This window comes from Microbulbifer sp. VAAF005 (genome assembly GCF_030012985.1).
Lineage (GTDB): Bacteria > Pseudomonadota > Gammaproteobacteria > Pseudomonadales > Cellvibrionaceae > Microbulbifer.
This window is the reverse complement of record NZ_CP120233.1, coordinates 1,935,851-1,962,666: the sequence shown is the minus strand read 5'-3', so window position 1 is coordinate 1,962,666 and position 26,816 is coordinate 1,935,851. Positions and strand designations below refer to the sequence as shown.

Annotated in this window: 27 protein-coding genes and 1 pseudogene; 6 read left to right on the top strand and 22 right to left on the bottom strand. The window is 43.1% G+C overall.

Annotated features, from left to right (window positions below):
• The first annotated feature begins 67 nt into the window (after positions 1-67).
• Positions 68-499 carry a DoxX family protein gene (locus tag P0078_RS08745; protein WP_282934020.1) on the top strand — a complete coding sequence of 144 codons (432 nt, stop codon included), beginning with the start codon at positions 68-70 and terminating at the stop codon, positions 497-499.
• 1,071 nt (positions 500-1,570) lie between these two features.
• Positions 1,571-2,980 (top strand): YdgA family protein, encoded by a 1,410-nt coding sequence (locus P0078_RS08740; protein ID WP_282934019.1) that lies wholly within the window; start codon positions 1,571-1,573, stop codon positions 2,978-2,980.
• 195 nt (positions 2,981-3,175) lie between these two features.
• On the opposite strand, the gene P0078_RS08735 is transcribed toward P0078_RS08740, so the two are convergent.
• Positions 3,176-3,706: a DUF2569 domain-containing protein gene (locus tag P0078_RS08735; protein ID WP_282934018.1), complete on the bottom strand. Its 531-nt coding sequence runs from the start codon at positions 3,704-3,706 to the stop codon at positions 3,176-3,178.
• A gap of 467 nt (positions 3,707-4,173) precedes the next feature.
• Here P0078_RS08735 and P0078_RS08730 point away from each other — a divergent pair, with 467 nt between their 5' ends.
• Positions 4,174-4,434, top strand: coding sequence for an SDR family oxidoreductase (locus P0078_RS08730; protein WP_282934017.1), 261 nt, complete (start codon positions 4,174-4,176; stop codon positions 4,432-4,434).
• Positions 4,435-4,764: 330 nt separating this feature from the next.
• Here P0078_RS08730 and P0078_RS08725 read toward each other — a convergent pair whose 3' ends face one another.
• From P0078_RS08725 to P0078_RS08705, 5 genes are all read right to left on the bottom strand, one after another.
• Positions 4,765-5,109, bottom strand: a complete 345-nt coding sequence (locus P0078_RS08725) for a hypothetical protein (RefSeq protein ID WP_282934016.1) — start codon at positions 5,107-5,109, stop codon at positions 4,765-4,767.
• Positions 5,110-5,191: 82 nt separating this feature from the next.
• The gene (locus P0078_RS08720) at positions 5,192-5,626 is read right to left on the bottom strand and encodes a hypothetical protein (protein WP_282934015.1); all 435 of its coding nucleotides are present in this window, start codon (positions 5,624-5,626) and stop codon (positions 5,192-5,194) included.
• 155 nt (positions 5,627-5,781) lie between these two features.
• Complete coding sequence (locus P0078_RS08715) at positions 5,782-6,390, bottom strand: hypothetical protein (protein ID WP_282934014.1); 609 nt, start codon at positions 6,388-6,390, stop codon at positions 5,782-5,784.
• A gap of 652 nt (positions 6,391-7,042) precedes the next feature.
• Positions 7,043-8,308 carry an amidohydrolase family protein gene (locus tag P0078_RS08710; RefSeq protein WP_282934013.1) on the bottom strand — a complete coding sequence of 422 codons (1,266 nt, stop codon included), beginning with the start codon at positions 8,306-8,308 and terminating at the stop codon, positions 7,043-7,045.
• Between the two features lie 630 nt (positions 8,309-8,938).
• A complete protein-coding gene (locus P0078_RS08705) occupies positions 8,939-9,085 on the bottom strand; it encodes a hypothetical protein (protein WP_282934012.1) in 147 nt (48 codons plus the stop codon).
• 635 nt (positions 9,086-9,720) lie between these two features.
• Between P0078_RS08705 and P0078_RS08700 the strand changes: the two genes are divergently transcribed.
• Positions 9,721-11,877 carry a hypothetical protein gene (locus P0078_RS08700; protein ID WP_282934011.1) on the top strand — a complete coding sequence of 719 codons (2,157 nt, stop codon included), beginning with the start codon at positions 9,721-9,723 and terminating at the stop codon, positions 11,875-11,877.
• 203 nt (positions 11,878-12,080) lie between these two features.
• On the opposite strand, the pseudogene P0078_RS24545 reads toward P0078_RS08700, so the two are convergent.
• From P0078_RS24545 to P0078_RS08660, 9 genes and pseudogenes are all read right to left on the bottom strand, one after another.
• Positions 12,081-12,317: pseudogene (locus tag P0078_RS24545) on the bottom strand (DDE-type integrase/transposase/recombinase); the annotation flags it as partial.
• Positions 12,318-12,588: 271 nt separating this feature from the next.
• On the bottom strand, positions 12,589-12,783 hold the full coding sequence (locus tag P0078_RS08695) for a hypothetical protein (RefSeq protein WP_282934010.1): 195 nt from the start codon (positions 12,781-12,783) through the stop codon (positions 12,589-12,591).
• 251 nt (positions 12,784-13,034) lie between these two features.
• A complete protein-coding gene (locus P0078_RS08690; protein WP_282934009.1) occupies positions 13,035-13,175 on the bottom strand; it encodes a hypothetical protein in 141 nt (46 codons plus the stop codon).
• Positions 13,176-13,979: 804 nt separating this feature from the next.
• A complete protein-coding gene (locus tag P0078_RS08685; protein WP_282934008.1) occupies positions 13,980-14,495 on the bottom strand; it encodes a hypothetical protein in 516 nt (171 codons plus the stop codon).
• A gap of 211 nt (positions 14,496-14,706) precedes the next feature.
• Complete coding sequence (locus tag P0078_RS08680; protein WP_282934007.1) at positions 14,707-14,982, bottom strand: hypothetical protein; 276 nt, start codon at positions 14,980-14,982, stop codon at positions 14,707-14,709.
• Between the two features lie 82 nt (positions 14,983-15,064).
• Positions 15,065-15,343, bottom strand: a complete 279-nt coding sequence (locus P0078_RS08675) for a hypothetical protein (RefSeq protein WP_282934006.1) — start codon at positions 15,341-15,343, stop codon at positions 15,065-15,067.
• A 505-nt stretch (positions 15,344-15,848) separates the two neighbouring features.
• Entirely contained in the window at positions 15,849-16,613 is a 765-nt protein-coding gene (locus tag P0078_RS08670) for a DUF2185 domain-containing protein (RefSeq protein WP_282934005.1), read from the bottom strand.
• 1,212 nt (positions 16,614-17,825) lie between these two features.
• Positions 17,826-18,062: a hypothetical protein gene (locus P0078_RS08665; RefSeq protein ID WP_282934004.1), complete on the bottom strand. Its 237-nt coding sequence runs from the start codon at positions 18,060-18,062 to the stop codon at positions 17,826-17,828.
• Complete coding sequence (locus P0078_RS08660) at positions 18,059-18,568, bottom strand: Tse2 family ADP-ribosyltransferase toxin (RefSeq protein ID WP_282934003.1); 510 nt, start codon at positions 18,566-18,568, stop codon at positions 18,059-18,061. Before P0078_RS08660 ends, P0078_RS08665 begins: the two co-directional genes overlap by 4 nt.
• Before the next feature lie 322 nt (positions 18,569-18,890).
• On the opposite strand from P0078_RS08660, the gene P0078_RS08655 reads away from it, so the two are divergent.
• On the top strand, positions 18,891-19,877 hold the full coding sequence (locus P0078_RS08655) for a transposase (protein ID WP_282934002.1): 987 nt from the start codon (positions 18,891-18,893) through the stop codon (positions 19,875-19,877).
• A gap of 318 nt (positions 19,878-20,195) precedes the next feature.
• On the opposite strand, the gene P0078_RS08650 is transcribed toward P0078_RS08655, so the two are convergent.
• The 7 genes from P0078_RS08650 to P0078_RS08620 form a co-directional block, all read right to left on the bottom strand.
• The gene (locus tag P0078_RS08650) at positions 20,196-20,534 is read right to left on the bottom strand and encodes a hypothetical protein (protein WP_282934001.1); all 339 of its coding nucleotides are present in this window, start codon (positions 20,532-20,534) and stop codon (positions 20,196-20,198) included.
• Positions 20,535-20,571: 37 nt separating this feature from the next.
• Entirely contained in the window at positions 20,572-21,117 is a 546-nt protein-coding gene (locus tag P0078_RS08645; protein ID WP_282934000.1) for a YcxB family protein, read from the bottom strand.
• Positions 21,118-21,674: 557 nt separating this feature from the next.
• Entirely contained in the window at positions 21,675-22,073 is a 399-nt protein-coding gene (locus P0078_RS08640; protein ID WP_282933999.1) for a hypothetical protein, read from the bottom strand.
• A gap of 178 nt (positions 22,074-22,251) precedes the next feature.
• Positions 22,252-22,851 (bottom strand): DUF6630 family protein, encoded by a 600-nt coding sequence (locus tag P0078_RS08635; protein WP_282933998.1) that lies wholly within the window; start codon positions 22,849-22,851, stop codon positions 22,252-22,254.
• Between the two features lie 819 nt (positions 22,852-23,670).
• On the bottom strand, positions 23,671-23,847 hold the full coding sequence (locus P0078_RS08630; protein ID WP_282933997.1) for a hypothetical protein: 177 nt from the start codon (positions 23,845-23,847) through the stop codon (positions 23,671-23,673).
• On the bottom strand, positions 23,844-24,386 hold the full coding sequence (locus P0078_RS08625) for a hypothetical protein (RefSeq protein ID WP_282933996.1): 543 nt from the start codon (positions 24,384-24,386) through the stop codon (positions 23,844-23,846). Before P0078_RS08625 ends, P0078_RS08630 begins: the two co-directional genes overlap by 4 nt.
• A 609-nt stretch (positions 24,387-24,995) precedes the next feature.
• A complete protein-coding gene (locus tag P0078_RS08620; RefSeq protein ID WP_282933995.1) occupies positions 24,996-25,418 on the bottom strand; it encodes a GIY-YIG nuclease family protein in 423 nt (140 codons plus the stop codon).
• Positions 25,419-25,653: 235 nt separating this feature from the next.
• On the opposite strand from P0078_RS08620, the gene P0078_RS08615 reads away from it, so the two are divergent.
• Entirely contained in the window at positions 25,654-26,640 is a 987-nt protein-coding gene (locus P0078_RS08615; RefSeq protein WP_282933994.1) for a transposase, read from the top strand.
• Positions 26,641-26,816 lie beyond the last annotated feature (176 nt).

Sequence of the window (26,816 nt, the reverse complement as noted above, 5' to 3'; positions counted from 1 at the left end):
TGTCTATATAACTGCAATAAGAGAACACCTAGTCTGTGCTCGTCATTAACGAAATAGGGTTCCCTTCATGAGAAAACAGGTAGTCATCTTTTACGTGGCCTCATCTATGTTCGCGGTGCTGATGATGATATCAGGCATGGCCAAACTAACAGGACAGGAAGCCATTGTTCAGGCAACGGTTGATTTAGGCTACCCGCTTTATTTGTTGAAAATCTTAGGAACCGCCTATTTGATTGGCGCGATTGCAATTCTTCAATCAAAGTTTGAAACACTTAAACAGTGGGGATATGCAGGTTTCTCCATCGCTTTGACCGGAGCTGCGGGATCGCACTTATTGGCAGGGCAAGCGCTCAGCACTGCTTTACCAGCTACTGTCCTATTGGCCGTTTTAGCGATTGTGGTAACTCTGAATGCAAAACTGACTCGCCTTAACCTTTCTTTAGGAGGAGACCTCAACAATGTCTCTCAATCTCAAAGAGACATTTCAGAAGCTAATTAGATGTGACGTTTCTGATGTTTGAGATAGAAAGACTGTGATGCGGTGCACTGATTGATCCGGTTTAATTAACAACCAAGAGGAGTGCTTTTCCATGAGTGATAATCATGCTGCGTTACTGTGGAAAACGATCTCATCTGACTTGATTCAGAATAACGCTAAAGAAGGCGCAGGCGATTCAGGCTGAGCAAGTTGAATTGCTTGACCAACACCACTCATTGAAAACCAAGGATGGTAAACCTTCTATTACGCGCTATGGTTATTTACCCGGACGAATAAAGCTGGGTTAGGCGGTATTAGTGTTAATATCCTGAAATTTCAAGATCACTTTGGTTGAGGCGACATTTTGGCTACCTCTGTGATCAACGGGACCCATTGTTGTATCTCATTATGCCTTTAAAGCCCACTGAGGGAGCCCCACAACTTGTCCCAGCGTTCTAGTTTTTCTTCGGCACTTAACAGCCTTGGCTGCACTTGAACAGGTTTGCCAATTTCATTCGTGTCGTTCAATATGTTGAGATTTACCGCTCCGCGAAGCTGACTATTTATATCGCAGCCTACGGCTAACAATTGATTACAACTTTTACAATGATAGAAATTAGCGAGCTGATCCCCATTTTGTCTAGTTGAAATTCCATCGCCAATGAAAGTTACTAACATATTTGGATCACTAATAATACGTGATGGGTTGGCTTGGCAATAATTGCAATCGCATACGCGTGGAGTTAAACCTTCGAGTGGTCCAGTAAACTGAACCTCAACTCGCCAACGGTTACATTTACACGATCCCTTAAAGAACATAAGAATTTGTGCCAATTACAGTTGAGCACGGCGTTCGCATTGTCGGCGAGGGAGGTCCCCCTCTTTGCCATCACGGGCGCCAGTCAAGATAGTTAATGTGGTGGGTTTCATAGAGTCGGCTTTACATATTGTTGTTGTGGGACGTCCGTTTTATAGTTTAGAGTGAAAAGAATAAATATTTTACATTTTGACTTACAGCTAACTGTAAGTATGAGATAATAACAGCAATAATAGACTTATTTCCCATCCCATATGTAGTTTGGATTTATCTTAATGAAAAAAGTATTAAGTGTATTGCTTCCGGCAGCAGTGCTTACCGGTATTGTTGGGCCCAAAATAGTAGGCACTCAGCTCGAGTCATCTATTGATGAAATAGTCGCTACCGCGAATGAAAATTTGGCATATACGGTTGAAGTAAAAAACATGGATACATCCTGGTTTTCAACCCAGGCCACCTTTTTGGTGAGCATGGATGTCAGTGCTTTCTCGGATGTATCAGGTGCCCCTGAAATTGAACCTTTTTCTGTAGAAATAGATTTTAGTGCTTCCCACGGCCCCTTCCGTTTCGGCGAGCATGCTGGTTTTGGTTGGCTCGGCTGGACGTTAGAAGTTGCCGGTGATCAATTACGTGAACACTTGGTTTGGGCTGAGGAAGCTCCTTTTTACCAGATTCACGGCAATATGAATGCCTTAGGTGGTTATTACTATAACGATAGAATTACGCCATTTACTACTGATGTTGAGGATCAAAAAGCACAGTTAACTTTTAGTGGTTTTCAGGGTAATGGGCAATATCAGGGTAAGCAAATAACTTATCTGGGGAGTGCCGAAAGCGTTACCTTTACTTCCGAGCTAAGGGACGTCAAGGTTGAAAGATTGACTATGGATATGACCATGCCTTCCTCCCTTGAAGCAATCATTGAAAGTGCTTTTTATGACTCTGATACAACAATTAACTTTGGCGCCATCAAGTTAAATGATAAAGAGCAAAACGAAAATATTGACATTGCTGATCTATACATAAAGGCCAGTACTGAGCTCAACCCAGAAAATCAGCTGGGGAATATGCAAGTTGCCTATGGAACTAAAAAGGTCGATATAGCTGAATTCCACGGTGAAGATCTGGCCCTTGAGCTTGAAGTCACCAATATCAGCCAGGAATTTTTGAAGTCTTATCAGGACTTTGCCGTCTCACTCAATAAACTGCCTACGGAAGAAGCAACGGCTAAGACAATGGAGTTTATGAGTGATAACTTGTTGTCTTTAGTGGCTGGCGAGCCTCAGCTGAACATTACCAGCTTACGTGGTACTTTCCCACAAGGCAGCTTTAACAGTAACCTTCATACTAGCTTAGTCGGCATCAGTGCGTTACCAGAGCAACCGCTAGATCCTGCCTTCTGGTTGTCACATGCCTTAATTGACGGCAATCTAAGCGGAGATAAAGCCGTGATTGAATTTATGGCCGTACAAGTGATGAAAGCTCAGTTGAAAAATAATCCTCAGACTCAAGGCATGAGTGAAGAGCAACTGGAGCAAATAGCTGCTCAACAAGTACCGGCCATATTAGAGTCCCTTGAACAACAAGGTTTATTAGTGTCTACCAATGACGGCTACATTTCAAATGTCAGCCTGAAAGACAGCGAGCTTAAGGTGAATGAAAAACCTATGCCACTGCCGCTTTAGCAGATATTAGCCGTTTGTGACAGAAGTGGCTTATCTTAAGCCACTTCATTCTTTCCTCTCTCATACTGACTGTTTATTCCCCTTTTATACGCGCCACCAGAACCATCAAATAATAAGAAGTGCTTAAAGTGCCTCTAAGATAGCATTTGCTTTCAGATTGAAAGTATCCTTGGATCATCTCTTACATCTAATGTTTCAAGCAGAGGCACCAGTTCCACTAGCGTCCAGCTGGCCTGATTTGTTAGGCATTCCCTCAACAAAGGTTGCCTTAACCCTTTTGGAGAGCAGCATATATGGGACCCATATGATTCCACCTATCAGAACCCTAAAAAATTCGTTCGCTATTTCTGGATCAAAAATCGGCTCATTAGGCATGACAAACTGTATTAGCCATGCGTCTAAAGGTATAATAATCAATGAAATAACTACTATTAAGATATAAATTGATGGAAAAAGATAGTGCTTGCTGAAAAATAGAAATGCTAAATATATTAGAGCTACGAACATTGCTACATTGTATGCAATCTCACCAATTAAAATTGGCGCCCACAGTGGATTGTAGGCTTCTGAGTCCACGGTTGTTAAAGCTTCCCATGTACCATCAACGAATATTGGTTGAAATATAGGGAAGGTAGTTGTAAATAGCCTGATTGGGCCTAGTACGACACCAATTCCGACTAATATAAGCCAACCGGATAGCCCTTTAGGGTCTTCCTTGCTACTCATGATATCTCCTTAATGACTACAACAGGGAGGTTGGTGTGGAGTGTGGGTCTTCCCGAGAAGAGCCAAAAGCTCGTAGTAACCTGCTTATACTTATTCTGTTTTTTATGCTTCACTTTTCTCTGATAATTTTTTAATCGTGTTACCATAATAAATTAAGAATACACCTAAACATAGCAATGAAACAATAATAATATTGTCAAATATTGACTTAATGAATAATAAAGCATGGGGATCAACATGCCGTCCTAGGAGTGTGCCCAAACTAGCGTATATAAAATATAACAACTTGTGCGGCCACACTTCAGCTCTATCGTTTGATTCCGTTTTGTATCCAAGAAAGGGGATGCTAATTATAAGTGGAATAAATAATACAGTATCGTAATAGCCTACATGCATGGACAAAATACTGAAATTAATAGAAAAGCCCCTAATATTCTAAGGTTTAAATATTCTTTTAGCATATTGATATGATTCGCTTAACACTTAAGGCTCCGTTCTATGGTGATCGCTATGCAAGATTCAATATTCGCATGAATAATCTAATGCCGGGCTTCTGTGAAAATGTAAACCTGTCGGAGTTTGCCCGCAGGTCCATACCTGCACAGCGCACTGCGACGTTCGAAGAAATCGGGCAGACCTGTGTCTTTCTCGCCTCTCATGAAGCCCGATACATTAATGGGCAAAGTATCTTGTCTGATGGGGCCATGAATCGGGCGGTTCGTTATTAAGTGTGCTTTACCTCAGGGGAGAGTATAAGCTTCTGTCAACTGTAATGCATAGTGACGCGTACACGGGGCGAGCGTTAGCGAGGCCCTGGCCTGCTTTCTGGCCGTTCACGGTGTGCCTGGTTATATCACGCTCGGGAGTGTTGTATAAAGGGAGCCGCGGGCAGCGTAAGAGCAACCTGACAAATAATCTTAAGAGCTTATAGAAATTTCTCCGCGAAACTTGTGACAAATGCCCGGACGGAATCTGAGCCAATGCCATGGATATATGGGGTGAAAGTATGGTTTGAAAATTTGACCGGCAACAATAGTTACTTGTTATGCATTGCAATGCTACAAGCCAGAATAACTTTGGTAAACCTCATGGTCTTTGTAGCCTCCTTGCTCGTTTAAGTTGATATATATTTGAATGGTGCAGTCATAGAGTAGCCAAAGAAATATAGATTCAAATTTACAGTCAGCCTCATTTTCTCGTACGATGGCTTGATACCTAAAAGAATGCTTGTCATAAGAGTGCGCAATGTTGGTTGAAGTTAAGTATTCTTCAATTACTTGCTGACTGTCGCCTTGCGAAAGATTTTCAGAAATACTCTTCTGTATTTTTTCGACAGTATTGAGGCTATTACCCCAAGCAGGATTACCAATTATTGCTAGTACTAATATGATAGCTACCTTCACTGCTCTTCCTTGAACGCCGAATGCCATTTTTACCCGACAGGCAAAGCACAGCTTTGACTGCTGGAACGTGTGAAATGCCTTGTTATACCTTTTCTAGTTTTAGGTAATGCCGACGAAACCAAAATTTAGGCTCTCTCTGAAAAATGGCCTCCCAAGAGAAAGACCTGAAGCCAAGTTCGCAAATACGTAGCCGCCAACGCTCATTACTATCAAAGATGCCGAACTCCAAGAGGTCTTCACCTTCGACTGTGAGATCTTCAATAAATCCGAATCTATCTGGTGTTGAAACGCGATCTATGATGCTGCCATTTTTACCAAGCAGGCTATACCAATAACTTACACCATCGTAATAATCATAACTAGAAATCAGCAGAGTAAGATCACCACATGAATATTCATGGCGCAGCTCATCTCCCGGTAACACTAATTTACGTGTACCATCGGAAACCACTATAGAGTATTCTCCATCGGGTTGTCCTTTCCCATTTGCAGGGCTGTAACTGTAAGATTTCTTCAAGACCCTACCTAGTATAACGCCCATAGCTGTGGGCAGTTTGTAGTGAGGAACGATTGGATAACTGGTCCGCCAGTCTGCGCATGGTACGCCCAGCGTGGGCGTGAGCTAATGGGGTGAAAGTCCCCTGTAGGAAGATCACCATTTAATGGATTCCATTAAATGCCAACTACCAGAGAATGGCAACTGCAACATCGTGAGGTTTGTGGGACGAAGCCGCAAGCAAAACAGAGCTTCATTACGGATGGGTAACCATCCCTTGTGGACCTGTAGGATGGGTGGTGTGGGGGCCGGCAGCTAGAAACTACCGGCGGCACGAACTTTGTCCAGCTTTTTTTAATACTATACGTGTAAATTCTTGGCGTCCCGTCGGGAAAATATGATCGGACCACATAATCAGATCCTAAACCGGCTTCTACGATCTCTTGATAAAGCTCTACATCTTCCTTCTTTTCCATATCAAGAGTTTGATCATACAGTGGGCCAGAGTGAGCCATGCCAAATTGATATAATCCGTTTTTATCTTTTGTAAGATAAACTAAATGTTCTTTGTCGATACTATAGTTAAAACTACAATAAGTACGATTTTGTGATACCTCCACAATCTCATTTTTTTTAATATTCCCTTTAAATGGCTCAATTATGAGATACTTATAGATTCTTACACCGCCCTCATCTTGAGCTGATCGTGCTGTAGTTTCTGCTTGTATTAAGTACCCTCGAAAAGCAATATCACTCGACGCCAAATTCGATTCATAGACTGACATACCCTCATACTCCTTCAGCATGAAGGGAGAAACTTTCATACACCCAAAAACATTTTCTGATATAGCCCACAACAATAGTAAGAGTAATGGAATGTATTTCATTATTTCACTTATCGTCTCAATAATGGGCCGGAGCACTTAGTTTGGAGGTCCAGCCCCGAAGGGGTAGCATTGATTGACTTGGTACGCCCAGCATGGGCGTGAACTAATGGAGTGAAAGTCCCCTGTAGGAAGATCACCATTTAATGGATTCCATTAAATGCTAACTAACAGCGAATGGCAACTGCAATACTGAGAGGTCTTGTGGGGAGGAAGCCGATAGCAAAACTACGAACTGACGAATAGAAACATCCTATAAGGCTTAGCCTGGAGGTGAGGTGGCTAAGGACACCTAAGCCATATGATCTAACGGGTAGAGTAAATGATATAGTTGTGTATAAACCGTTCACGTCCTTAACTGTGGAGATCTGCTTAACCTGCTGTAGTTAACCTTCAGTGTGCTCGATTGATATCGTTGCGTGATCGCTGGGTAGATGTTCATTACCGATAGCGAGCCGCACATTGCGGACTCGCACGATGGGTGGTGTGGGGACCGGTAGATAGTAACTACCGGCTACCCGATTTATAGATCGTTAAAGGCGGAACAGAGTATTTACATAGATGTCAGTTCACGTTTATCCAACGCGATTCGTCCCGATAAAACAACCATCTTGATATTTTTAAGGTCACGAATATCACTCCAAGGCTGACCATCGACAAGTAGTAGGTCAGCAGATTTACCAACTTCAATGGTCCCCATTTGATCAATTAACCCCAAAGCTTCGGCCCCATTTCTAGTGGCGGCTAAAAGTGCTTTTACATCGGGTAATCCAGCTTCAACCATGCGTGACAATTCATTGTGGTAGCTGTCACCAACAATCATTTTGCCTTGTGTATCAGTGCCAACACCAAATTGAACACCAGCCTCGTGTAAGGCCGGTATATTCAGGTGTCCCTTGGGTTCTCGACCTAAAGTTGGTACATAAACTATTTTGTGCTTGACAATTAATTGCATTGATTCTGGGCTAATGAGATTGCCATGTCGCACACCATGTTCAATGGTAGTTATACCAGCTTTAATAGCTTCATTAGTTTCTTGTGGAGAGCCTGTGTGTACCGCAACCCAAAGCCCATGCTTGCGGGCTTCCGTCGTAATAGTCTGCAAGGTTTCCTTTGAGATGCGTGGTAACGTGATTTCGCCCTGTTCATTTGTATGGCCCTGATAGACGGCTTTAATACCGTCAATGCCTTGCTCAACCAGAGCAGCGATTTTCTCCTTTACATATTTTGGATCATCGGATTGCACGACCATTTGCTCGATCATCCGATTTGGTATTCTTTGAACCGGATGTCCACCAGGAGCAGTAAATATAGGCCCTGCAATAAACATATGTGGTCCAGCGACCTCCTGGTCGTCAAGTGATTTTTTTAGCTTATAAATTCCCGAGCTGGGATCGCCGACGGAACGATAACTTGTAATACCTGATTCGACCAGCTTCCGCCTAACATCTGGTTGCAATCGGATCGAATTCCAAATCATTACAGGTAAGCTGCTCTCGCTAGAATCAGCTTTACCACTGAAAAAATGACCGTGAAGCTCTATGAGGCCAGGTACAATTGATTTACCTGCTGCATCAACTTGAATAGCATCTATTGGTACTTCACAAGTATCTCCCAGACAAGAAATTTTACCATCCTCTACAAGGATTCCAGGGTTCTCAATGGGCAACGTACCTGTACCATCAAATAAGCTACCATTGCTAATCCACATGCTTCTACTTGGTTGCTCCCAAACATATAGATTATGGTTGTAGGCGACTATAAATGCGATCCCACCAAGGACACCAAAGCTGGCAAAATATTTTAGGAATTTTATCAATTAGAATCTCCCTTATTTTTATAAAGCTCGGCCTGTATTTTATACACACCTTTTAAGTATTACTCAATGTCCCTACACTGCAGCACTAGCTTAATGTAGCCCTAAAATTCGCATAGACTATATCCAACAGTACCGTTTGCAGACCTGAGGGCCATAAAACCTATAACAAATAGTGAATTCGCTCTGATTTAGTATTCTTATAGTACAAATAAGACCCTCTATCTTACATCAAAATTGGATCTTAAGTGATTTAGGTAATATCTCGTCTACTAGTTCAGAGCATAACTCGGGGCCGATATGAACAAAAATACTTGTGTATAAAACTAAGTGCCTGGCTCACCGAGCAAATTCTGATGCCGGCTTTGTACATATTTTGACATAAAAGGTGACAATTCGAATTTGTATGGTGTAGCCCCTTGGCACGCCCTGCATGGGCGCGAACTAAAATGTTGTTGAATCACCAGTCTCTAGCCAGATGACCGTCTAAAGGCTGGATAGCTTGGTTAGTAGGGTTTGCGCCTGAACTAGAAACTCTCTATCGCGTGTAGAGCCATTGCGTAGGATCAGCGGGCCTTTCCTCACTAGTGAAATATTCATTTCACTGCGAATATTGCGCACTCCTTCGATGGTTTACTTCAGCGCTGGCGACAGCGCTTTTCGCTTCTTCATCGATTTTGTTGGCACTGGGCACTGGGCACTGGGCTCTGGGTACTGCTGCAGCATGATGGTTTGGCCCTCGGCATCGGCCAGAGCATTTACGTGTGGCCGTAATCTCATTCTATTTTTTTCTACCTTTTGCTGTACAAGGATAAGCCGAGCTTCAGATGCAAAAGCACTCACTATATGTTTGGAAATTGTTTTTTAGCTTGATCGAAGCTGTACCTTAACATCTTCTCATCAGTCGCAATCAAGTTGCCCAACTCTTGCTGAATACCATGAACCTATTACAGAAAACAGCACTTTAATTGTTTGGGGTCTAAGCTTGGAATAACCCGACTAAATGTGTTTTTTAGGGTGTTCCGTTATTTGGAGATGTGAATTTTTTAGATGATCTTTGTTAGATTCTGCGAAATCAACAAAACCTCTACAGCTTTCCGCACCACAAAACATGATAACTAAAACATCGGGTAGGGGGTGTGGCTTTTGCCGATCAACCCGTGGATATTCTATATCCTCAAAGTTATGTAAAAGATAACGCTATCCAATTAGTATGAAAACACGCCACTCATCAAAAGGATGGCTGTTCTAATTTATGTGGGACAGCCCTGCTATAGCAGTCCCCATGCGCCAATACCAACGCAACAACAGGTTTTGCAATATTTAGCAATCCTTTGTAATGCTTTGAAATATTATTAGCATCAAACTTCCGATACCCTTTCAGGAAATAAATATCATCGAGATAGCGGGTATCCATGGTAGTTTCAGTTGACGGCGTTAAAATAAATGAGAATCAGATAGATGGCTTGGCTCAAAAAGCCTTTGAATTTGCTAAATCAGATTCAAAAATGAAAGGTGAGGTAGACAAAGAAAAACTTACGTATAATAAAATTAGAACGGTGTTGAAAAATTGGGTTGTTTCAAGGCCTCATGAATTCAAATTCACCGGCGGGCTTAAATTAGGCTCAATCTGGCCGACCCTGGGTTTTAAAAGTAAAGAACCTAAAGCTTGGTGGAAAGGCTTTAAGTCGGAAGATGATTTTAAAAAACAGCTTTGTTATGAGTCGAATAGCCGAGTGCTAAAAAATCGTAACAAAGAATTAGAGCTCGCAAATAAAATACTCGAGCATACATCAACAGCTAAGGTGCTTAATGAGTTGCGCCGGGCGTTAGGCAGTATCTTTTGGGATAGGGATGGCAGGGCTGGTATACTAAGCCACTATTTTTCGACCTATACTCCCCTTAACTTATTCCCAAACTGGACGGGTAGCTATAACGAAGCTAATTCATATCCAGACTATAAGGAATATAGAGAAGATGAAGGCGTTTTAAGCCTTAAATTAGGCCAATCCATTTGGAAATATCCGACACGCAGTAAAGATCGACTCAGTTTGATGTTTGATAAACGTAATTTTACGGTTTCAGAGAATATTGCTATCTTACATGATATCAAAGAACTTTTTAGTCCCAGAGGAAATAGCCGCCTTTTTCCCACTTGGCATAGCCAAATCGTTCCTCATCCATACCAAGGTAAACAAAGTCCCGATAAGCCACGTCGTTGGGAGTGTACGAAAAAAGGACTCCATCGAGTCGATGTTTTAAAGAAAAATGGCATACCGAAAGAAAAAGACGATGTTAACACTGAAATAAAATGGGATCAGGGCAGATTGGGGGCGGGCACTAGAAATGAAAAATCACCTGATACCATTACTGCCCGGAATCATTTTATGCCCATTGAGACCGGTCGCTCGCATACTGCTGCGAGGTTATTCGAGATGGTGTGCCTATTAAAACCCAGCAAAAATGCGTCCAAATCCGAATGGGTGCTGTTCGAGCAAAGGATGCGAGCAATGGCTTTTGGAATTTTTGGTTACTGGAATGGAAGTAATGGCTATCCAAAAATGTTAACGCCAGTACACACCTATCACGAAGTCATGGACCCCGCCGAAGATTATCTTTCAGGTATCTATGATAACCCTTTCACTTATAAGGATATAGAAGGCTATTTAGACAAGGGTTGTGAAAGTGATTCTGCAAATGCAGTGAGTTCAGATCCAGTAAATGAGTGGGAAACATTTATTGAGCACTTAAAAAAATATAAAAATACAAGAAGTTTTCCCAATCCTGAGAACGAGAATGCTGCTTATGCCGTTAAAGCATTTCTAGGGCAATTAGACTTTGGGGAGCCAGCCTGGAAGAAGAGCACCAGTGATAAAATCCGAGAACTGAACGGTGATGTACGGTGGACATCTAACCAGGGCTGGTACAGGGAATCCAAGAGTTCTGGAAAGGGCAGTATTTTAAAAGAGCTTAATTACGGCCATATCGCCTCGGATTGTTTGGAAAGTACGCGTTTGCGTATTACTGCTGACCATGTTAGATACGATGGCTATTATGAATTTATGTATATCTTGCCTAAGCATGGTGATGAAAACAAATTACTTGGTGCTAATGGCTTTCCTTTACCTACAGGATCATACATGTTTACGATTGGTGAAGATGGCAGGCTTCGTTATTTCCCTACTGACGATGGGTATGCGGAAGGAGGGCATAAGCTAAAACATTTTGCCCAGTATTTACCACATGCAGCACTGGCCAAGCGTGAATCGGTTTATGCGGCAGGTAACTTTGGCGTTGAAGAAGGAGAGCTAAAGTGGGTTTCTTCAACCAGCGGTCATTATCGAGTAAACGATAAAATGTGCTGTCATAATTTTTTTGCTACTATTTCTGCGCTAAGGTATGAATACGAGGAAAAATTATTCTTATCTTACAGTGATGCAAAGAGGAAGTTCGCGGATTTGAAAAAGGGGAAGTCTATTCTTCATGATACTCGCCCTAAGCAAACTCAGCTAACAAAAATTATACTTAAAGCTCTGGAAGAGATAAAATTGACTGTACCTCGTAGAAGGTAAAATGAAGGATATTGTTGTCCAAGATCGTAGATTGCCAACATAAGTGGCACACGTCTGCCCGCTAGAAATTCTAGTGGGCTCAAGTAATTTAGAATCTTTCATGGATGAGTGTTTATACGGCTTTTGAGTATTTTGTCAAATTTTATACCTTCCGGGAAGAAACTTCTCAGTAGATCATTCGTATTTTCGTTCAATCCAAGATCTCAAAAGGGATAAGGCCTTCTAAAATATATTTCGCACCCAAGTTTCTGCGCAATCGATTGATGATCAGCAAACTCCCCTCCGTTATCGAAGGTTATCGTTTTATATATTGCCTGATACGGCTTCAGCATCTGCTTGATCGTCCGACTTATTGTGCTCTTACTATTGTTGGGCACCCTGCGAGTGAGCAACAACTTAGAGACTCGCTCAACTAAAGTCACAAGTGAACTATCTTGGCTGTAAACCGTATCGCTCTACCAGTGGCCGAGCTCGGTGTTTCCATTAATAATCGTAGGTCGTTCTTCAATATCAATACGCTCCGGAATGAGCTTTGCTCCCGCACGCTTTCGGTAAACTTTGCCTTTTCGTGGAAGCTGCAAGCTCCAACCAAGCTGAGCTATCCAGCGACGCTAGTAGAACAACTGATCGTTTTCTCACATTTCTCAAGTTTCTCCGGGCTAGCAACGTGTCCGGGGCTAACGTTTTTTAGCTGACGGTTGATTTGTACCTTCATGACGAAGTCAAACTTGATGTACTTACGAGCCCCATATCGCCGCTGTAATGCCTGGAGATGAGCGCTCTCAGCATAGTATGGATAAAGCGATTGAGCTGTAGTGCAATGGCTCGAGCCGAATAGCTCTGTCCATTGAGGACTTCGATCTGGTATCGTTCTTTCGAGGTCAGCTGGTTGGTATGGGTTCCCATTAGGTTCCTGGCTTGTTTGTGTGGAGGCTAACTAGCCTACAGCCAGTTGGTCTCCTTCGCTATCGCCATGTGTGTCGATTATTGTGGGAATCTAGGATCTTTTTTAAATCATCCAACGATTTGAATTGTTTAATCTCGTCCACTGAGGATTTTTCAATATATATTTATTTAGTGCTAATACTCATGTTTAAACTCTATTCGTATCGGAAGGTCGGTCATTGCGTAGTGACTAAACTGCTGACCTAGCCCTGTTAGCTCGCTAAAGCCCTCTTCATCGAATACTGAAACTGGCCGCCAGCAGCTTGAAGCGCCCTGTGCGAAGTTTTCACTATTTTTCCTCCGCCGGGAAGCTTTTTCTCTTCATCGCTATGTTCGATTACTTCATCATCCATGTTCAGAATCTCATGTGTCCTAACGCTGCGATGGCCGGCAGCCGGAGTGCAGCGTAGGCTGACCTTTGCCGATAGGCTTGAAGGTGATGGTCTCGGTATACCCGGCATGGGCATGGACTAATGGGGTGAAAGTTCCTTATAGTAAGGTCACGATTTAATGGGTCCCATTAAATGCTAACTACTAACGAATGGTAACAACTGTAATATTGTAAGGTCTTGTGGGGGAGTAAGCTGCTAGCAAAACTACGAGCTGATGACCGGAAACATCTTATAAGGCTAGCCTGGAGGTAAGGTGGCCAAGAGCACTGGAGCGGTGTTATCTTAGGGGGGAGAGTCAATGATGCAGTTGTGTAGTGAAAGCTCAAGTTCTTATCTGGAGAGATCTGTTTAACTTGCTGCTATGAAGCTGTCGGTGTAGTGGCTGAGTCCTAAGTAGGCGCAATCCGCTAGCCACCATCGTGGGGCAGACAAAAATGGTGGGACACGGCAGTGCCTCGGTCAGTAATGGCCAAGGTAATTAAACATAAGTCAACCGATGGCATAGTAGCCAAATACCAAGGTTAATAATTTGGACACGGTGGAGGCCTGAACCTTAATTCATGAGTTAAAAGACTGGGTAGCCTACTGATATATTTCCAGGCGAATAAAGTTAAGGTGGTTCTTTGCTATGTCACTCAGCTCAAATGAAGAGCTACTTGATCCTATCGTTGGGTAGAGATTCATTATGGATAGGAAACAGCCCATTGCGGATCCACTCGATGGGTGGTGTGGAGGCCGGTAGCTAGAAACTACCGGCTACCCGATTTAGGTTTTACTGCATTTTTCTTTAAGCAAATCTAAAGAAATACCACCCAGCCCCCTGATTCTTTCCCCACTATATGCGGTTGAATATCTCATACTTGCAGGATTGCCTTGCATGAATACTACCGCTTTCTTTGGAGTAAAATCATCTGACATTTTGTCATGAGTATTTTCTTCATACACTTCACCGACTCCATAATATAAGTCAACTCCATCTTCTTGCTTCAAGATATCTTCAACCACACTTTTATAATTACCATCTTCACCAGGCTCATATCTCACAGTAAGGATTACAGTAGCCTTTTCGATCATCTCATCCACAGATAATTCATGGAAATTTGGAGTATTAGGATATTTATTGTTTTCTATGGAAGAAGCTTCTGTAATAGTCATCTCGGAATCGAAGTTTTGAATAACTAATGGTGGTATTACGTAAAACATCCAAGCTGTATATAAAGATAAAGCTGCTACAGCAAAACCTGAACCAAAAATAACTCCTGATAAAAATTTCTTTAGCATTTATTTCTCCTAAGATACATAATATCCGCTACATTGGTGAGTAACTTGTTGCGAGTCCAGCGGCGTATTACTGCCGCTTGGTAAGCCCAGCATGAACGTGAACTAATGGGGTGATAGTCCCATGTAGGAGGATTACCTGGGAACCTCCCATTACGGACCCACACGATGGGTGGTGTGGGGGCCGGTAGCTAAGAACTACCAGTTACCCGGTTTATGTGTTTTCATGTCTTCCTATATTTCTAGCAGTTTGACAAGCTAACACTAATATTAATGGAAGCAATGTAAAGTCTATGATTAAAGCAACCCACCAATAATATGACAAGTTCAATGTTGGATGTAAATATACCCCACCCAAACAAATTATACCGCCTATATATGGGAGAAATGATGTACTACCTTCCTTTATTAAAGCATTGAGCCCTGATCCCCAGTTCAACAGACCAATGACACTACCAATGATAATCAAGCCTAATGCAAAGGTTTTCATTTTTTCTCGCCACTACACATAATGCCCAAAGCAGCGGTGCACGTTAGCACGTCCAGCCCGTAGGGCGTACAGCTTTTATTTGTTAGGTGCTTGATTGTGGGATTTCATTTTGCCACAAGTAGCACTCTAAATTTGTTTTACGTTTAAAGCGCTCAAGTATATTTGCATTAATATGCCAGCGCCTACAGATTACCAATAACTTAATTATGGCCTCATCTGAAGGTGAGTGGTTAAAGCTGATAGTTAGCTCCATTCCATGACCTCGCACCTGTTTGTAATCAGGAAGCTGATAGATACAGGAAAAGAAAATATTTTCATCCTCTTGGTCGTAGAAAGTTGGCCCATCAATCGTAATATCCATGCGTACCCCTCACGCTCGTAGCAAGAGCAAAATTGAAGCGCAGCGCCAGTTTCGTCGGCGTGCCCACGCTTGGTACGCCCTGATGGGCGTGGACCAATGGGTCCCATTAAATGATAATTACTAGCGAATGACAACTGCAACACCACCTGGTCTTGTGGGGAAGAAACCGCTAGCAAAACTACGCGCTGGCAAATAGAAATATCCTATAAGGCTTAGGCTGGAGACGATGTGGCTAAGGATACCGATAACGGGCAGAGTCAATGATGCAGTTGTGTAGTGAAAGCTTACGTTCTTATCTGGAGAGATCTGTTTAGCTTGCTGCTTTCAAGTTGTCGGCGTAGCTGCTGATTCAGAAGTAGCTCACAGCGATGACACCCAACTCAAATGAAGAGCTGCTCGACACTATCGTTGGGTAGGGATTCATGATGGATAGAGAACTGACTATTGCGGACCTGTACGATGGGTGGTGTGGGGGCCGGTAGCTAGAAACTACCGACTACCCGATTTATATGCCTGTATACTTGAGTGTTTTCCAAATTTCTTCAATTTCTAGCAAATCGTTAGGGTTGTCATAATATATCGCCATGTGTATTTCTTGATTGTCAGTTAAGGCGAAAATATATACAGCGTTTTGTTCTTTTCCATCTGTAACTTCTTGTAAGTGATATTTGATCTTGTGAACGCCATCTTCTTGAATTTCTAGAAAGTCAGTTTTATCTGGTGACGCAGTTTTGATTACGTTGCTAATCCTTTCTTCTATTCCAGCACCATTTGCATCATAAGAGCCTAACCAGATAGTAAACTCCGGGCGCCAAATTACGAGGCTTCCCTTATCGAGGCGTTTTAGCATATGGCCTGAAATATTAAAGCTCCAGTTTTTTGAAATCTTAATAGGGCCTCTATCGACAGGAGGAAGAAAGACCACCTCCGGCTCATTAACTGTGGATGTTACGACTTGCAATCGTCCGTCTTTATTTCGTTCTATCTCGGTTCCGGGAGGGTAGGTAAGAAATCCGATAATTTCTGGGTCATAATTTGCGACTGTATTAATACTTAAAAGAGAAGTGTTATTAGAATTATCCATATACTCTTGTGTTTCGCCGCCACCATAGAATATCCAGCCACTATCATCTTCACGATCAGGCTGCTGTCTCACCATATAATCAACATTCTTTCCTTCTACGGTTATCATATCTGTAGCAAAAGCGAATCCAATGTCTGGAACCAGTCGTTCTATTTGGTCAGGTTTTAATTTGTAACTTTTTTCCATATGAATTTCACTTCCGTACGAATCATGAAAGGATAAAAACGCGATTATTAAGCTTATCCTTTATTAGTTTAACGATAATGGTTTAAGTGCATAATGCCAGATTCAGCGGTCTATTCAAAGGAAGCTTGTGCAGGTTCGGCGGCACCACCTCCCAGTCTTTGGCTGTCCTAGATCTTCTGCTGGGTAGATATTCATTACGGATTGGAAGCTGCTCATTGCAGACTCGCATGATGGGTAGTGTGGGGGCTAGTAGTTAGAAACTACCGGCTACCCGATTCATGTGGCAGCTATGGATTTACACACTGTATACTCCACAATCTACCTGAATTCACTTTGGGTTGCCTGCCACTAGATACCATAACGATCTCTACAACTTCACTGGGTATATATGTATATCCAGATTTACAGAGCTCTTGGGATCGCCTATGCAGATAATATACATACAATTCTTCTTTAGTATTTTCGTACCCCCACACTTCAATATCGTAGCGACCACTGCCTAAGTTTTTCTCTTTGTAGCCAGGAGTATCATCCCCGTAGTTATCCTTCGCGATGGGGATATATGGGATGTTATTCGTACAAGATATATAAAGAATAGTACTCAACAGTACCGATAATTTCTTCAATATATATACTTCCACATAACGATTTTACCAGTAGTTGCTGGAGCGTAGCGTGATTGTCCAGCCCCAAAGGGGCGGTGCTGCCTACACTTGGTATTCCCAGCATCGGCGTGAACTAATGGAATGAAAGTCCCCTGTAGGAGGATCACCATTTAATGCTAACTACCAGCGAATGGCAACTGTAATATCGTGAGGTTTTGTGGAGAGGAAACCGCTGGTAAGACCACGAACTGATAAACAGAAATATCCTATAAGGCTGAGCTCGTAGGCGAGGTGGGGAAGATCACCGAAGCCAGATGATCTAACGGGCAGAGTCAATGATGTAGTTGTGTAGTGAAAGTTCACGCTCTTATCTGCGGAGATCAGTTTAGCTTGTTTCTGTGAAGTTGTCGGCGTGGCCGCTGACTTGGAAGTAGCGCACCGCAGTGATACTCTACTCAAATGAAGAGCTGCTCGACACTATCGCTGGATAGAAATTCATTGCGGATCGGGAACCGCCCATTGTGAACTCGCACGATGGGTAGTGTGGGGGCCGGTAGTTAGAAACTATCGGTTACCCAATTTAGGTGGCGAAACTAAATACTAAGCGCTACCTTTTCTTGATGGCGATAGATTGAATTTGTTTTAAATCAACAGATTGCTTCTCAGATTTCTGAAAAGTATACAGAAGTTTTTCATAAAACAGTAAATCTTCTTGAAGATCCATTCTTTCATCATCATCTGTATCTTCAGATTCAATATCTAGCTTCAAAAGACCAATATAACCTTCCAAAGCTGAACGGATATATGATATTTCCTTATAAGATAATTCTCTTAACTCACTCATACCTTTCTCATCTGTGTTCCAATTTCACTCAGTTTATCAGTGAATTCTGATAATTTCATGCTGTATGCAGGCTGGAAAGCATAGTGAAAATGTCCATATGCGTCAGGCTCAACATCCTTGGCGATAAGAATTCCCTCTGGTATAACGACATTCTTTGGCACATAATACCAGCAATCATTTTTTCCCATTTTTAGTTTTGGGCTCATAGCATCAAATAAAGAGACGCCGCCTGATTTTTCTAATACATAAAGCTCATCGTTTTCTTTGAAGGTGATTATTTCATTCCTCTTCGAGGTTTCAATCCCCGTTCTTTTATTAACACTCTTCATTGGGCGGCTATCTTCATGATGTCTTAATCTGGTTATTCTTGTAGTATCATTTTTTCCCATTCGATAAATCATTTGTTTATCAAGTTGCTTTAGATAAATAACCGGCTTAGCTATCCTATTTTGCTCCCTAAATTTAGAAATAGCTTCATGTTTGGTTAGTGTAGTTTCCAATATCATTATTTCTTCCTTGTAATATTGTTGATGGCGCGATCGCCTAACGAGCCGGCGGTAAAACCGTCAGGTTGCACGCTTTGGTAGCCCCTGCATGGGCGCGGACTAATGGAGCGAAAGTCCCCTTTAGGGAAATCGCCTTTTAATGGATTCTATTAAATGCTAACTACTGGCGAATGGCAACGAACAACTATCCTGGACACCCACCAAAGGAACAACTATCCTGGACACCCACCAAATAGAAAGTATAAACCGCCAGCCCTATTGACAAAAGATTAAAATCCCACAAAATGCTGTATGTTTATACATATAAGCATGCGTGCAGCCGATGACTCTACCGCGAAGCACCCAGATATCTCTTGATGCAACACCGTACTATCACTGTGTCTCCCGCTGTGTACGGCGTGCATTTCTCTGTGGCAGAGATACTGAATCCGGAAAAGATTACGAGCATCGGCGCGAATGGATTGAAAGCCGTATGCATAAGTTAGCCGAGGTGTTTGCGTTAGATATTGCAGCCTATGCAGTAATGAGTAACCACTACCATATAGTGCTCTATATCGACACAAAATCGGCTAACAAGTGGTCTCTTGCAGAGGTAATTACTCGCTGGAAAAAACTCTTCAAAGCCTCTAGCTTGGCCCAGCGCTATCTTCAGGGCGATACTCTCGATCACGCTGAAGAAGACAGGCTAAAAGAGGTCGTTTCCCTATGGCGGGAGCGTCTAATGGATATCAGCTGGTTTATGCGCTGTTTAAATGAATCCATCGCCCGCCAGGCCAATGCTGAAGACAACTGTACAGGCCGCTTTTGGGAGGGCCGGTTCAAGTCTCAGGCTTTACTGGATGAAAGAGCACTCGCCGCCTGTATGGCCTATGTAGACCTTAACCCCATCCGTGCCAATATTGCCCAGACACCTGAAGAGTCTGATTACACTTCGATTCAACGGCGTATTCGTGCGGCAGTCTCAGGTAAGCAGCCCAAAAATCTAAGTCCGTTTGTCGGCGGTGAGCGTTTGAATATGCCGAAAGGGCTTCCTTTCCAGCTGGATCACTATTTGGAGCTAGTGGACTGGAGCGGCCGGCATTTAGACCCAAGAAAACGGGGTTGTATTGCCAAAAACATACCTCCTATTCTGGAGCGACTCGGCATTTCACCCAAGCACTGGCTCTATCTCAGCCGGAACTTTGAAAGTCGCTTTAAAGGCTTGGTGGGATCGGTAGAGGTTGTACAAAAAGTTTGTGCTCAACTCGATAAACGCTGGGTACACGGTATAAGCGACTGTCGGCGCCTCCTCTCAGCTACGCCCTGCTAATCTGCCCCGGCCTCAAGTACTCAACAGCACGATTACCGCGCTTTTATCGAAAAACAGCGATCCCAATAGCCTGAAGACCAATTCCAAGTATTTAATCTCCTTTACCTGTAAACCAAAAAGAAAGAGCCGCCAGAGAGGGAGCTAGCTCTATTGCCGGCACCACTCTCTAGTCATTGGCTGTCCTAGATTGCTGTCGGTCCTAGATTGCTGTCCTAGATTGCTGTCCGCTGTCCTAGATTGCTCCGGGGAGCCGCCCATTGTGGGCCCGTACGATGGGTGGTGTGGGGCCCGGTAGCTAGAAACTACCGGCCACCTGATTTAGGCTTTTTCTGCGCGCCAGTATTGAAAAGCAAGCCATGTCGGAATGAGGGAACCAATCAAAGTTATGTAGAGCCCAGATACTCCATAGATTGAGTAGGTAAGCAATGCCAAAAAGAAAGCTAACTTATGCGATTTTTTGAACTTAATATTGGACAATAATAGAGCGGAGATAATTATAGAGAGAGCAAAGCCAATAATGAGGTGAAGTCCGATTTCAATGTTTTCACTAAGCAGTACTTCAAACGTAATACTTTGTCCATAGTAAAATAGAATTGAACCGATGGAGGCGATGAAAGCTGCCAGCATCATGGTTAAATTTGCAAGTTTTTTTCTCATAATAATTTATGTATAAAGCCACAATAATAGGAGAATTTTACTGCACTCTATTAATTGCTTTATTATGTATTGTATTTATATACTCTAAAATTTCATTATGCTCTGATTCATTTTTAAAGCTACTTTTTGGGATTATTTGAGCTAAGAGGGTATCAAGGAACAAATAAATGCTGCCATTGTGAGAAACTATTTCTTGTACGGCCTTCCATTTGTAAAAGAAGTGACCTAACTCACAAGTATCTTTGATTCCATCATTGCTGAATTCTAGAACTCTCTTGCCAACAACAAGGCCATCATCCCTTGGAATAGATCCCAGTTCAATTCTCTTCATGTTACGCATGAAGAGATAAGTAAAAATTAAAAACGGGATTGTGGCAAAGATAGCCGACGGCCAGTGAAGTTGACTCAACTTTATATCGTAGTAATTTAACAGAAATAAAAAGCCAAAGGCGATACAGATCCAAATAATTAAGTTAACCCCAGTATTTTTACTATTCGAAGATTTTGGGGAGACAATCCTGGAACAAGCAAACCGACTATAAGTTAAAAAATCTTCCTTCGTTATATTAACATCTATATTCAATTCTACTCATCCTTAATTTGCATAACGCTTTGCCCATAGATCGGAGGTCGATTGTGTGGCAACTTGGTACGCCCAGCATGGGCGTAGACTAATGGGGTGAAAGTCCCCTGCAGGAAGATCACCATTTAATGGGTTCCATTAAATGCTAACTACTAGCGAATGGCAACTACAACACCGTGAGGTCTTGTGGGGAGGAGGCCGCTAGCAAAATTACGAGCTGACGAATAGAAGTATTTTTTAAGACTTAGCCTGGGGGCGAGGTGGCCAAGGACACCCAGCCGAGTGATATAGTGGATAGAGTCAATGATGCAGTTGTGTGGTGAAAGTTCATGTTTTTATCTGGGGATATCTGTTTAGCTTGCTGCTGTGAAGCTGTCAGCGTGGCCACTGACTCGGAAGTTGCGCACCGCCATGATACTTTATTCAAATGAGGAGCTACTCGACATTATCGTTGGGTAGAGATTTATTACGGAAAGGGAGCCGCCCAATAACGACTCGCGCGATGGGTGGTATCGGGGGCGGTAGCTAGAAACTATCGGCTATCCGATTTAGTGCATTTATTCCTCATCTGACATGTCGTAACACGATATAGCAAAATCTATATCAAGTTTTGCTATTGACGACAACTCCTCCCTGCTAAAGCCAAAATTGCATTGATCTTTATAGAAGTAACCTGCATAAATTCTTGTCTCTTCAGCACCACATTCATATAGCTGTTTAAGGTTTACTTCGAGGGCTCGAATTATCCACATCAACCTATCTTCATATGGTATTTCGGCGGGAACTTCTAGCTGAGCAGTACCATAGGGTACAGGCTTACCTCGATAGCGCCCCCTCGGAGAAATCTCACCAAGCTCTAATTTGTCTTGAAGTCTAAGCCCTGTGACATTCTCTGCTTCCCTTGGAGAAAACTTCTCTCCTCGAAGTAGAACACTCAATCTAAGTTCTGAGATCATTAATTCAAAACTCCTATCAAAAAAGACCGCAAATGGGTAGGCAAATAACCAGAGTCCACTGCCATGACACTATCGCTGGGTAGAGATTCATTTCGGATAGGGAACCGGCCATTACTGGCCTGAACGATGGGTGGTCTAAGGGCCGGTAGCTAGAAACTACCGGTTACCCAATTTACATTTATTTACTTGAAAAATAGGTCTTAAGTCTTGCCTCTCTAAACGCCTTTAGAATTTCTTGAGATTTCTCAAGTGGCACAAGGATTAATGGCAAAGAATCAGAATCTTCATCAACAGCAAGAAGCTTAAAGCCTGCTTCGTTTGCGCATTTAAACAAAGAGGGCCATTCACCATCCTGTAGGAAAGTTGCAATGCCATACTTACTTGATCTATAGGAATCCATGATCTCATTGTATGAGTCTGCTGTCTGTAGTTTTTCCTTTGAAAGGATGTTTAATTGTAACAATGCATCATTTGGTTCATGATCGCCATCTACGTATATAAGAAATTTATTCTTCAGTAAAATTTCTACTACAACGACGGAATCAGACATCTCATCTACTGATTCAATATCTCTTTCTCTGAGTTCGAACTCATATTTTTTCAAGAATGATTCAGGTGAATTTAAATACAGATTTATATCGGTACTTACCTTCTCACTAGAGTTAGAAATTAATGATGCCAAGCTACTTAATGGATGTGTTGGGTTACCAGCCTTCTTCATGCTGGCATAGAGAGCATAAGAAGCTAAGCATATGCCAATGATTAAGAGTAGTTTCAAGGTTGTACCTCATTGTATATGTAACGCCTCAATCAGCCGAGGCTTTTGCGGTCGGCTGATTGGTACACCCAGCATGGGCGTGAACTAATGGGTGAAAGTCCCCTGTAGGAGGATCACCATTTAATGGGTTCCATTAAATGCTAACTATTAGCGAATGGCAACTGCAACACTGGGGGGCTTGTGGGGAGGAAGCGGCTAGTAAAGCTATGAGCTGACGGACCGAAACATCCTATAAGGCTCAGTCTGGAGGCGAGGTGGCCAGGGGCACCGAAGCCGGGTGATCTAACGGGTAGGGTCAATGATGCAGCTGTGTAGTGAAAGTCCACGTTCTTATCTGGGGAGATCCGTTTAGCTTGCTGCTGTGAAGCTATCACCGTGGCCGTTGACTCATAAGTAGGCCCAAACCGCTAGCCACCATCGTGGGGATAGGCAAAAGTGGTGGGACATAGCAGCGCTGCAGTCGGTAATGGCCAAGGTGATTAAACAGAAGTCAGCCAACAGCATAGTAGCCAAATTCCAGGATTTAAAAGACAGGGCTAGCCAACCGATATGTTTCCAGTCGGTTAAAGTTGGGGGCGCGCATTGCCGTGACAATCAACCCAAGACTTGCTCGACAACTTCGTTGGGTAGAGACTCATTACGGATAGGGAACCGGCCGTTGCGGACTCGAATGATGGGTGGTGTGGGGGCCGGTAGCTAGAAACTACCGGCTATCCGATTTAGCGCTGGGGTGGGCCCTGCGGTTTTGATTTAATCGGCAAAGAATGCAATTTTTGGGCGATCTTTCTTTTTGCTTCTTCTTCCGATTTAGCCTCTTTATCACTTTTTGTCGTTTGTTGGTTCATCATCATCCTCAATCTCTTCAGTTAGTGTCTCTGGTGATCCGACAACCGATGGTTCATCATTTATGTATGTTGGGTTATCTTGAAGAATCTTCTTAGCTCTCTTTCTAAGCTCTTCAGGAGTTAATGGTTTTTTTCTTTCGTTCTTGCTCATGAGATGGCCTTCACAAGATAGTGCTTGTGATTCTTTTCACTAGCAGCTTTGCTGTATGTATATCCGAATGACGAATAGTATTCGATCAATTTTTCATCAATTGGGTCAATTATGCGTAATTCATCAGCTCCAATAACATTTGCATACAACTCGGCAACTGAGATGGTTATAGGAACAATCCGCCCTCTAAGAGGACTTGAAGACGGCCTAGATTCGATAAATTCTAGGCGAAGTCGTGTGCCTGCGTAGCTAGGTCTACCTAAGCTTAGGCCTGCAAGGGTATTTCCATACCAGGTGGCCAGTTCAAATCGCTTGGGATTTCTATATGAATAATCCTGATAGCCACTATCCCAAGGCCAATCAACTCGCCTATTGGGGTCTTCATCCCATAGCTTTGCCTGCATTAGGGCTTTTTGACAAATGTTACTGAGACGAATGTTGTTTCTATCGGTATAGGGAAGCTCTTTCAATATGGCGTCTCTAGCCATTTCTCTAAATGATTCATATCGCCTTTCGGCATCCTGATGTGTTGCTAACATGTTTCTTCCTTGTGATATTCGCTAGCGGCCCTTCAATTGTCGGAGGATATTGACACCTATTGTGCAGTTTTTTTGCAAAAAAGGTGACAGCGGACGGAGGTCAAATTACAGGTCCTTGGTACGCCCAGTATGGGAGTGGGCTAAAAGTCCCCTTTAGGAAGGTCACCATTTAATGGTTTCCATTAAATGCTAACTACTAGCGAATGGCAACTGCAATACTGTGAGATCTTGTGGGTAGGAATCAGCTAGTAAAGCTATGAGCTGACGGACAGATACATCCTATAGGGCTTAGCCTGAAGGCGAGGTGGCCAGGGGAGCCAAAGCCGGGTGATCTAATCGGTAGAGTCAATGATGCAGTTGTGTAGTGAAAATTCACGTTCTTATCTGGGGAGATTTGTTTAGCTTTCCACTGTCAAGCTGTCAGCGTGGCCGCTGATTCATATGTAGGCCCAACCCGCTAGCCCCACCATCGCGGAGATAGAAAAAAGTGGTAGAACATAGCAGCGCCTCACTTTTGGGTAGAGATTCATTACGGATAGGGAACTGCCCATTGCGGACCCGCAGGGGGCGGTAGCTAGAAACTATCGGCTACCCGATTTATGCGATACTTTACTTTTTGGCAATTTCATGAGCTTGTTTTCTTAAGCTGGTTAGCTCTGAATGGCAATGTTGCGTATTGTATACAATGTTAAGCAAAGGTTTGTGCTTGCGTATTTCTTTTTCCTCTACCTCCCTCCATTTACAGTATTTTACTTCATGCTCAACATATTCTTCGATCCACTTAACAATTTCATGTGGTTTTTTAAACTTAAAATTGTAACCAGTGCCTTTCTTTCCGGAGTTTTCAGCAACCTCTTTATTTAATAATAAGCCTAAAGATCTAAAAAAGGTTGCATGGCTGGATTTTAAACCCAACTCAGCTTTAAGGCGAGAATCAACATCATTGCCTTTTCCGATATACAATAAATCGCCTTTTGATAAGTCGAAATACGGCTTTTTTAGCTTTATATAATAAATCCCTTCTCTCTTCATCGTATTAGATTTCCCGCATAATGCTCAACACTCGAGCGGCCGAGGTGAAGCGTGGGCTGTCCAGTCCGCATGTTTTGTGGGCGATCGTGCTTCGCCCAGTATGGGCGTGAACTAATGGGGTCAGTTAATCCTGGACACCCACCAAATAGAAAGTATAAACCGCCATCCCTATTGACAAAAGATTGAAATCCCACAAAATACTGTATATGTATACAGCTAGGTGCGTGTGCAGCCGATGACTCTACCGCGAAGCACCCAGATATCTCTTGATACAACACCGTACTATCACTGTGTCTCCCGCTGTGTACGCCGTGCATTTCTCTGTGGCAGAGATAGTAAATCCGGAAAAGATTACGAGTATCGGCGCGAATGGAATGAAAGCCGTATGCATAAGTTAGCCGAGGTGTTTGCGCTAGATATTGCTGCCTATGCAGTAATGAGTAATCACTACCATATAGTGCTCTATATCGACACAAAATCGGCTAACAAGTGGTCTCTTACAGAGGTAATTACTCGCTGGCAACAGCTCTTCAAAGCCTCTAGCTTGGCCCAGCGCTATCTTCAGGGCGATACTCTCGATCACGCTGAGGAAGACAGGCTAAAAGAGGTCGTTTCCCTATGGCGGGAGCGTCTAATGGATATCAGCTGGTTTATGCGCTGTTTAAATGAATCCATCGCCCGCCAGGCCAATGCTGAAGACAACTGTACCGGCCGTTTTTGGGAAGGCCGGTTCAAGTCTCAGGCTTTACTGGATGAAAGAGCACTCGCCGCCTGTATGGCCTATGTAGACCTAAACCCCATCCGTGCCAATATTGCCAAGACACCTGAAGAGTCTGATTACACTTCGATTCAACAGCGTATTCGTGCGGCAGTCTCAGGTAAGCAGCCCAAAAATCTACTTCCGTTTGTCGGCGGTGAGCGTTTGAATATGCCGAAAGGGCTTCCTTTCCAGCTGGATCACTATTTGGAGTTAGTGGACTGGAGCGGCCGGCATTTAGACTCAAGAAAACGGGGTTGTATTGCCGAAAACATACCTCCTATTCTGGAGCGACTCGGTATTTCACCCAAGCACTGGCTCTATCTCAGCCGGAACTTTGAAAGTCGCTTTAAAGGCTTGGTTGGATCGGTAGAGGTTGTACAAAAAGTTTGTGCTCAACTCGATAAGCGCTGGGTACACGGTATAAGCGACTGTCGGCGCCTCCTCTCAGCTACGCCCTGCTAATCTACCCCGGCCTCAAGTACTCAACAGCACGATTACCGCCCTTTTATCAAAAAACAGCGATCCCAATAGCCTGAAGACCAATTCCAAGTATTTAATCTCCTTTACCTGTAAACCAAAGAGAAAGAGCCGCCAGAGAGGGAGCTAGCTCTTTTGCCGGCCTCCCCCAGTCTTTGGTT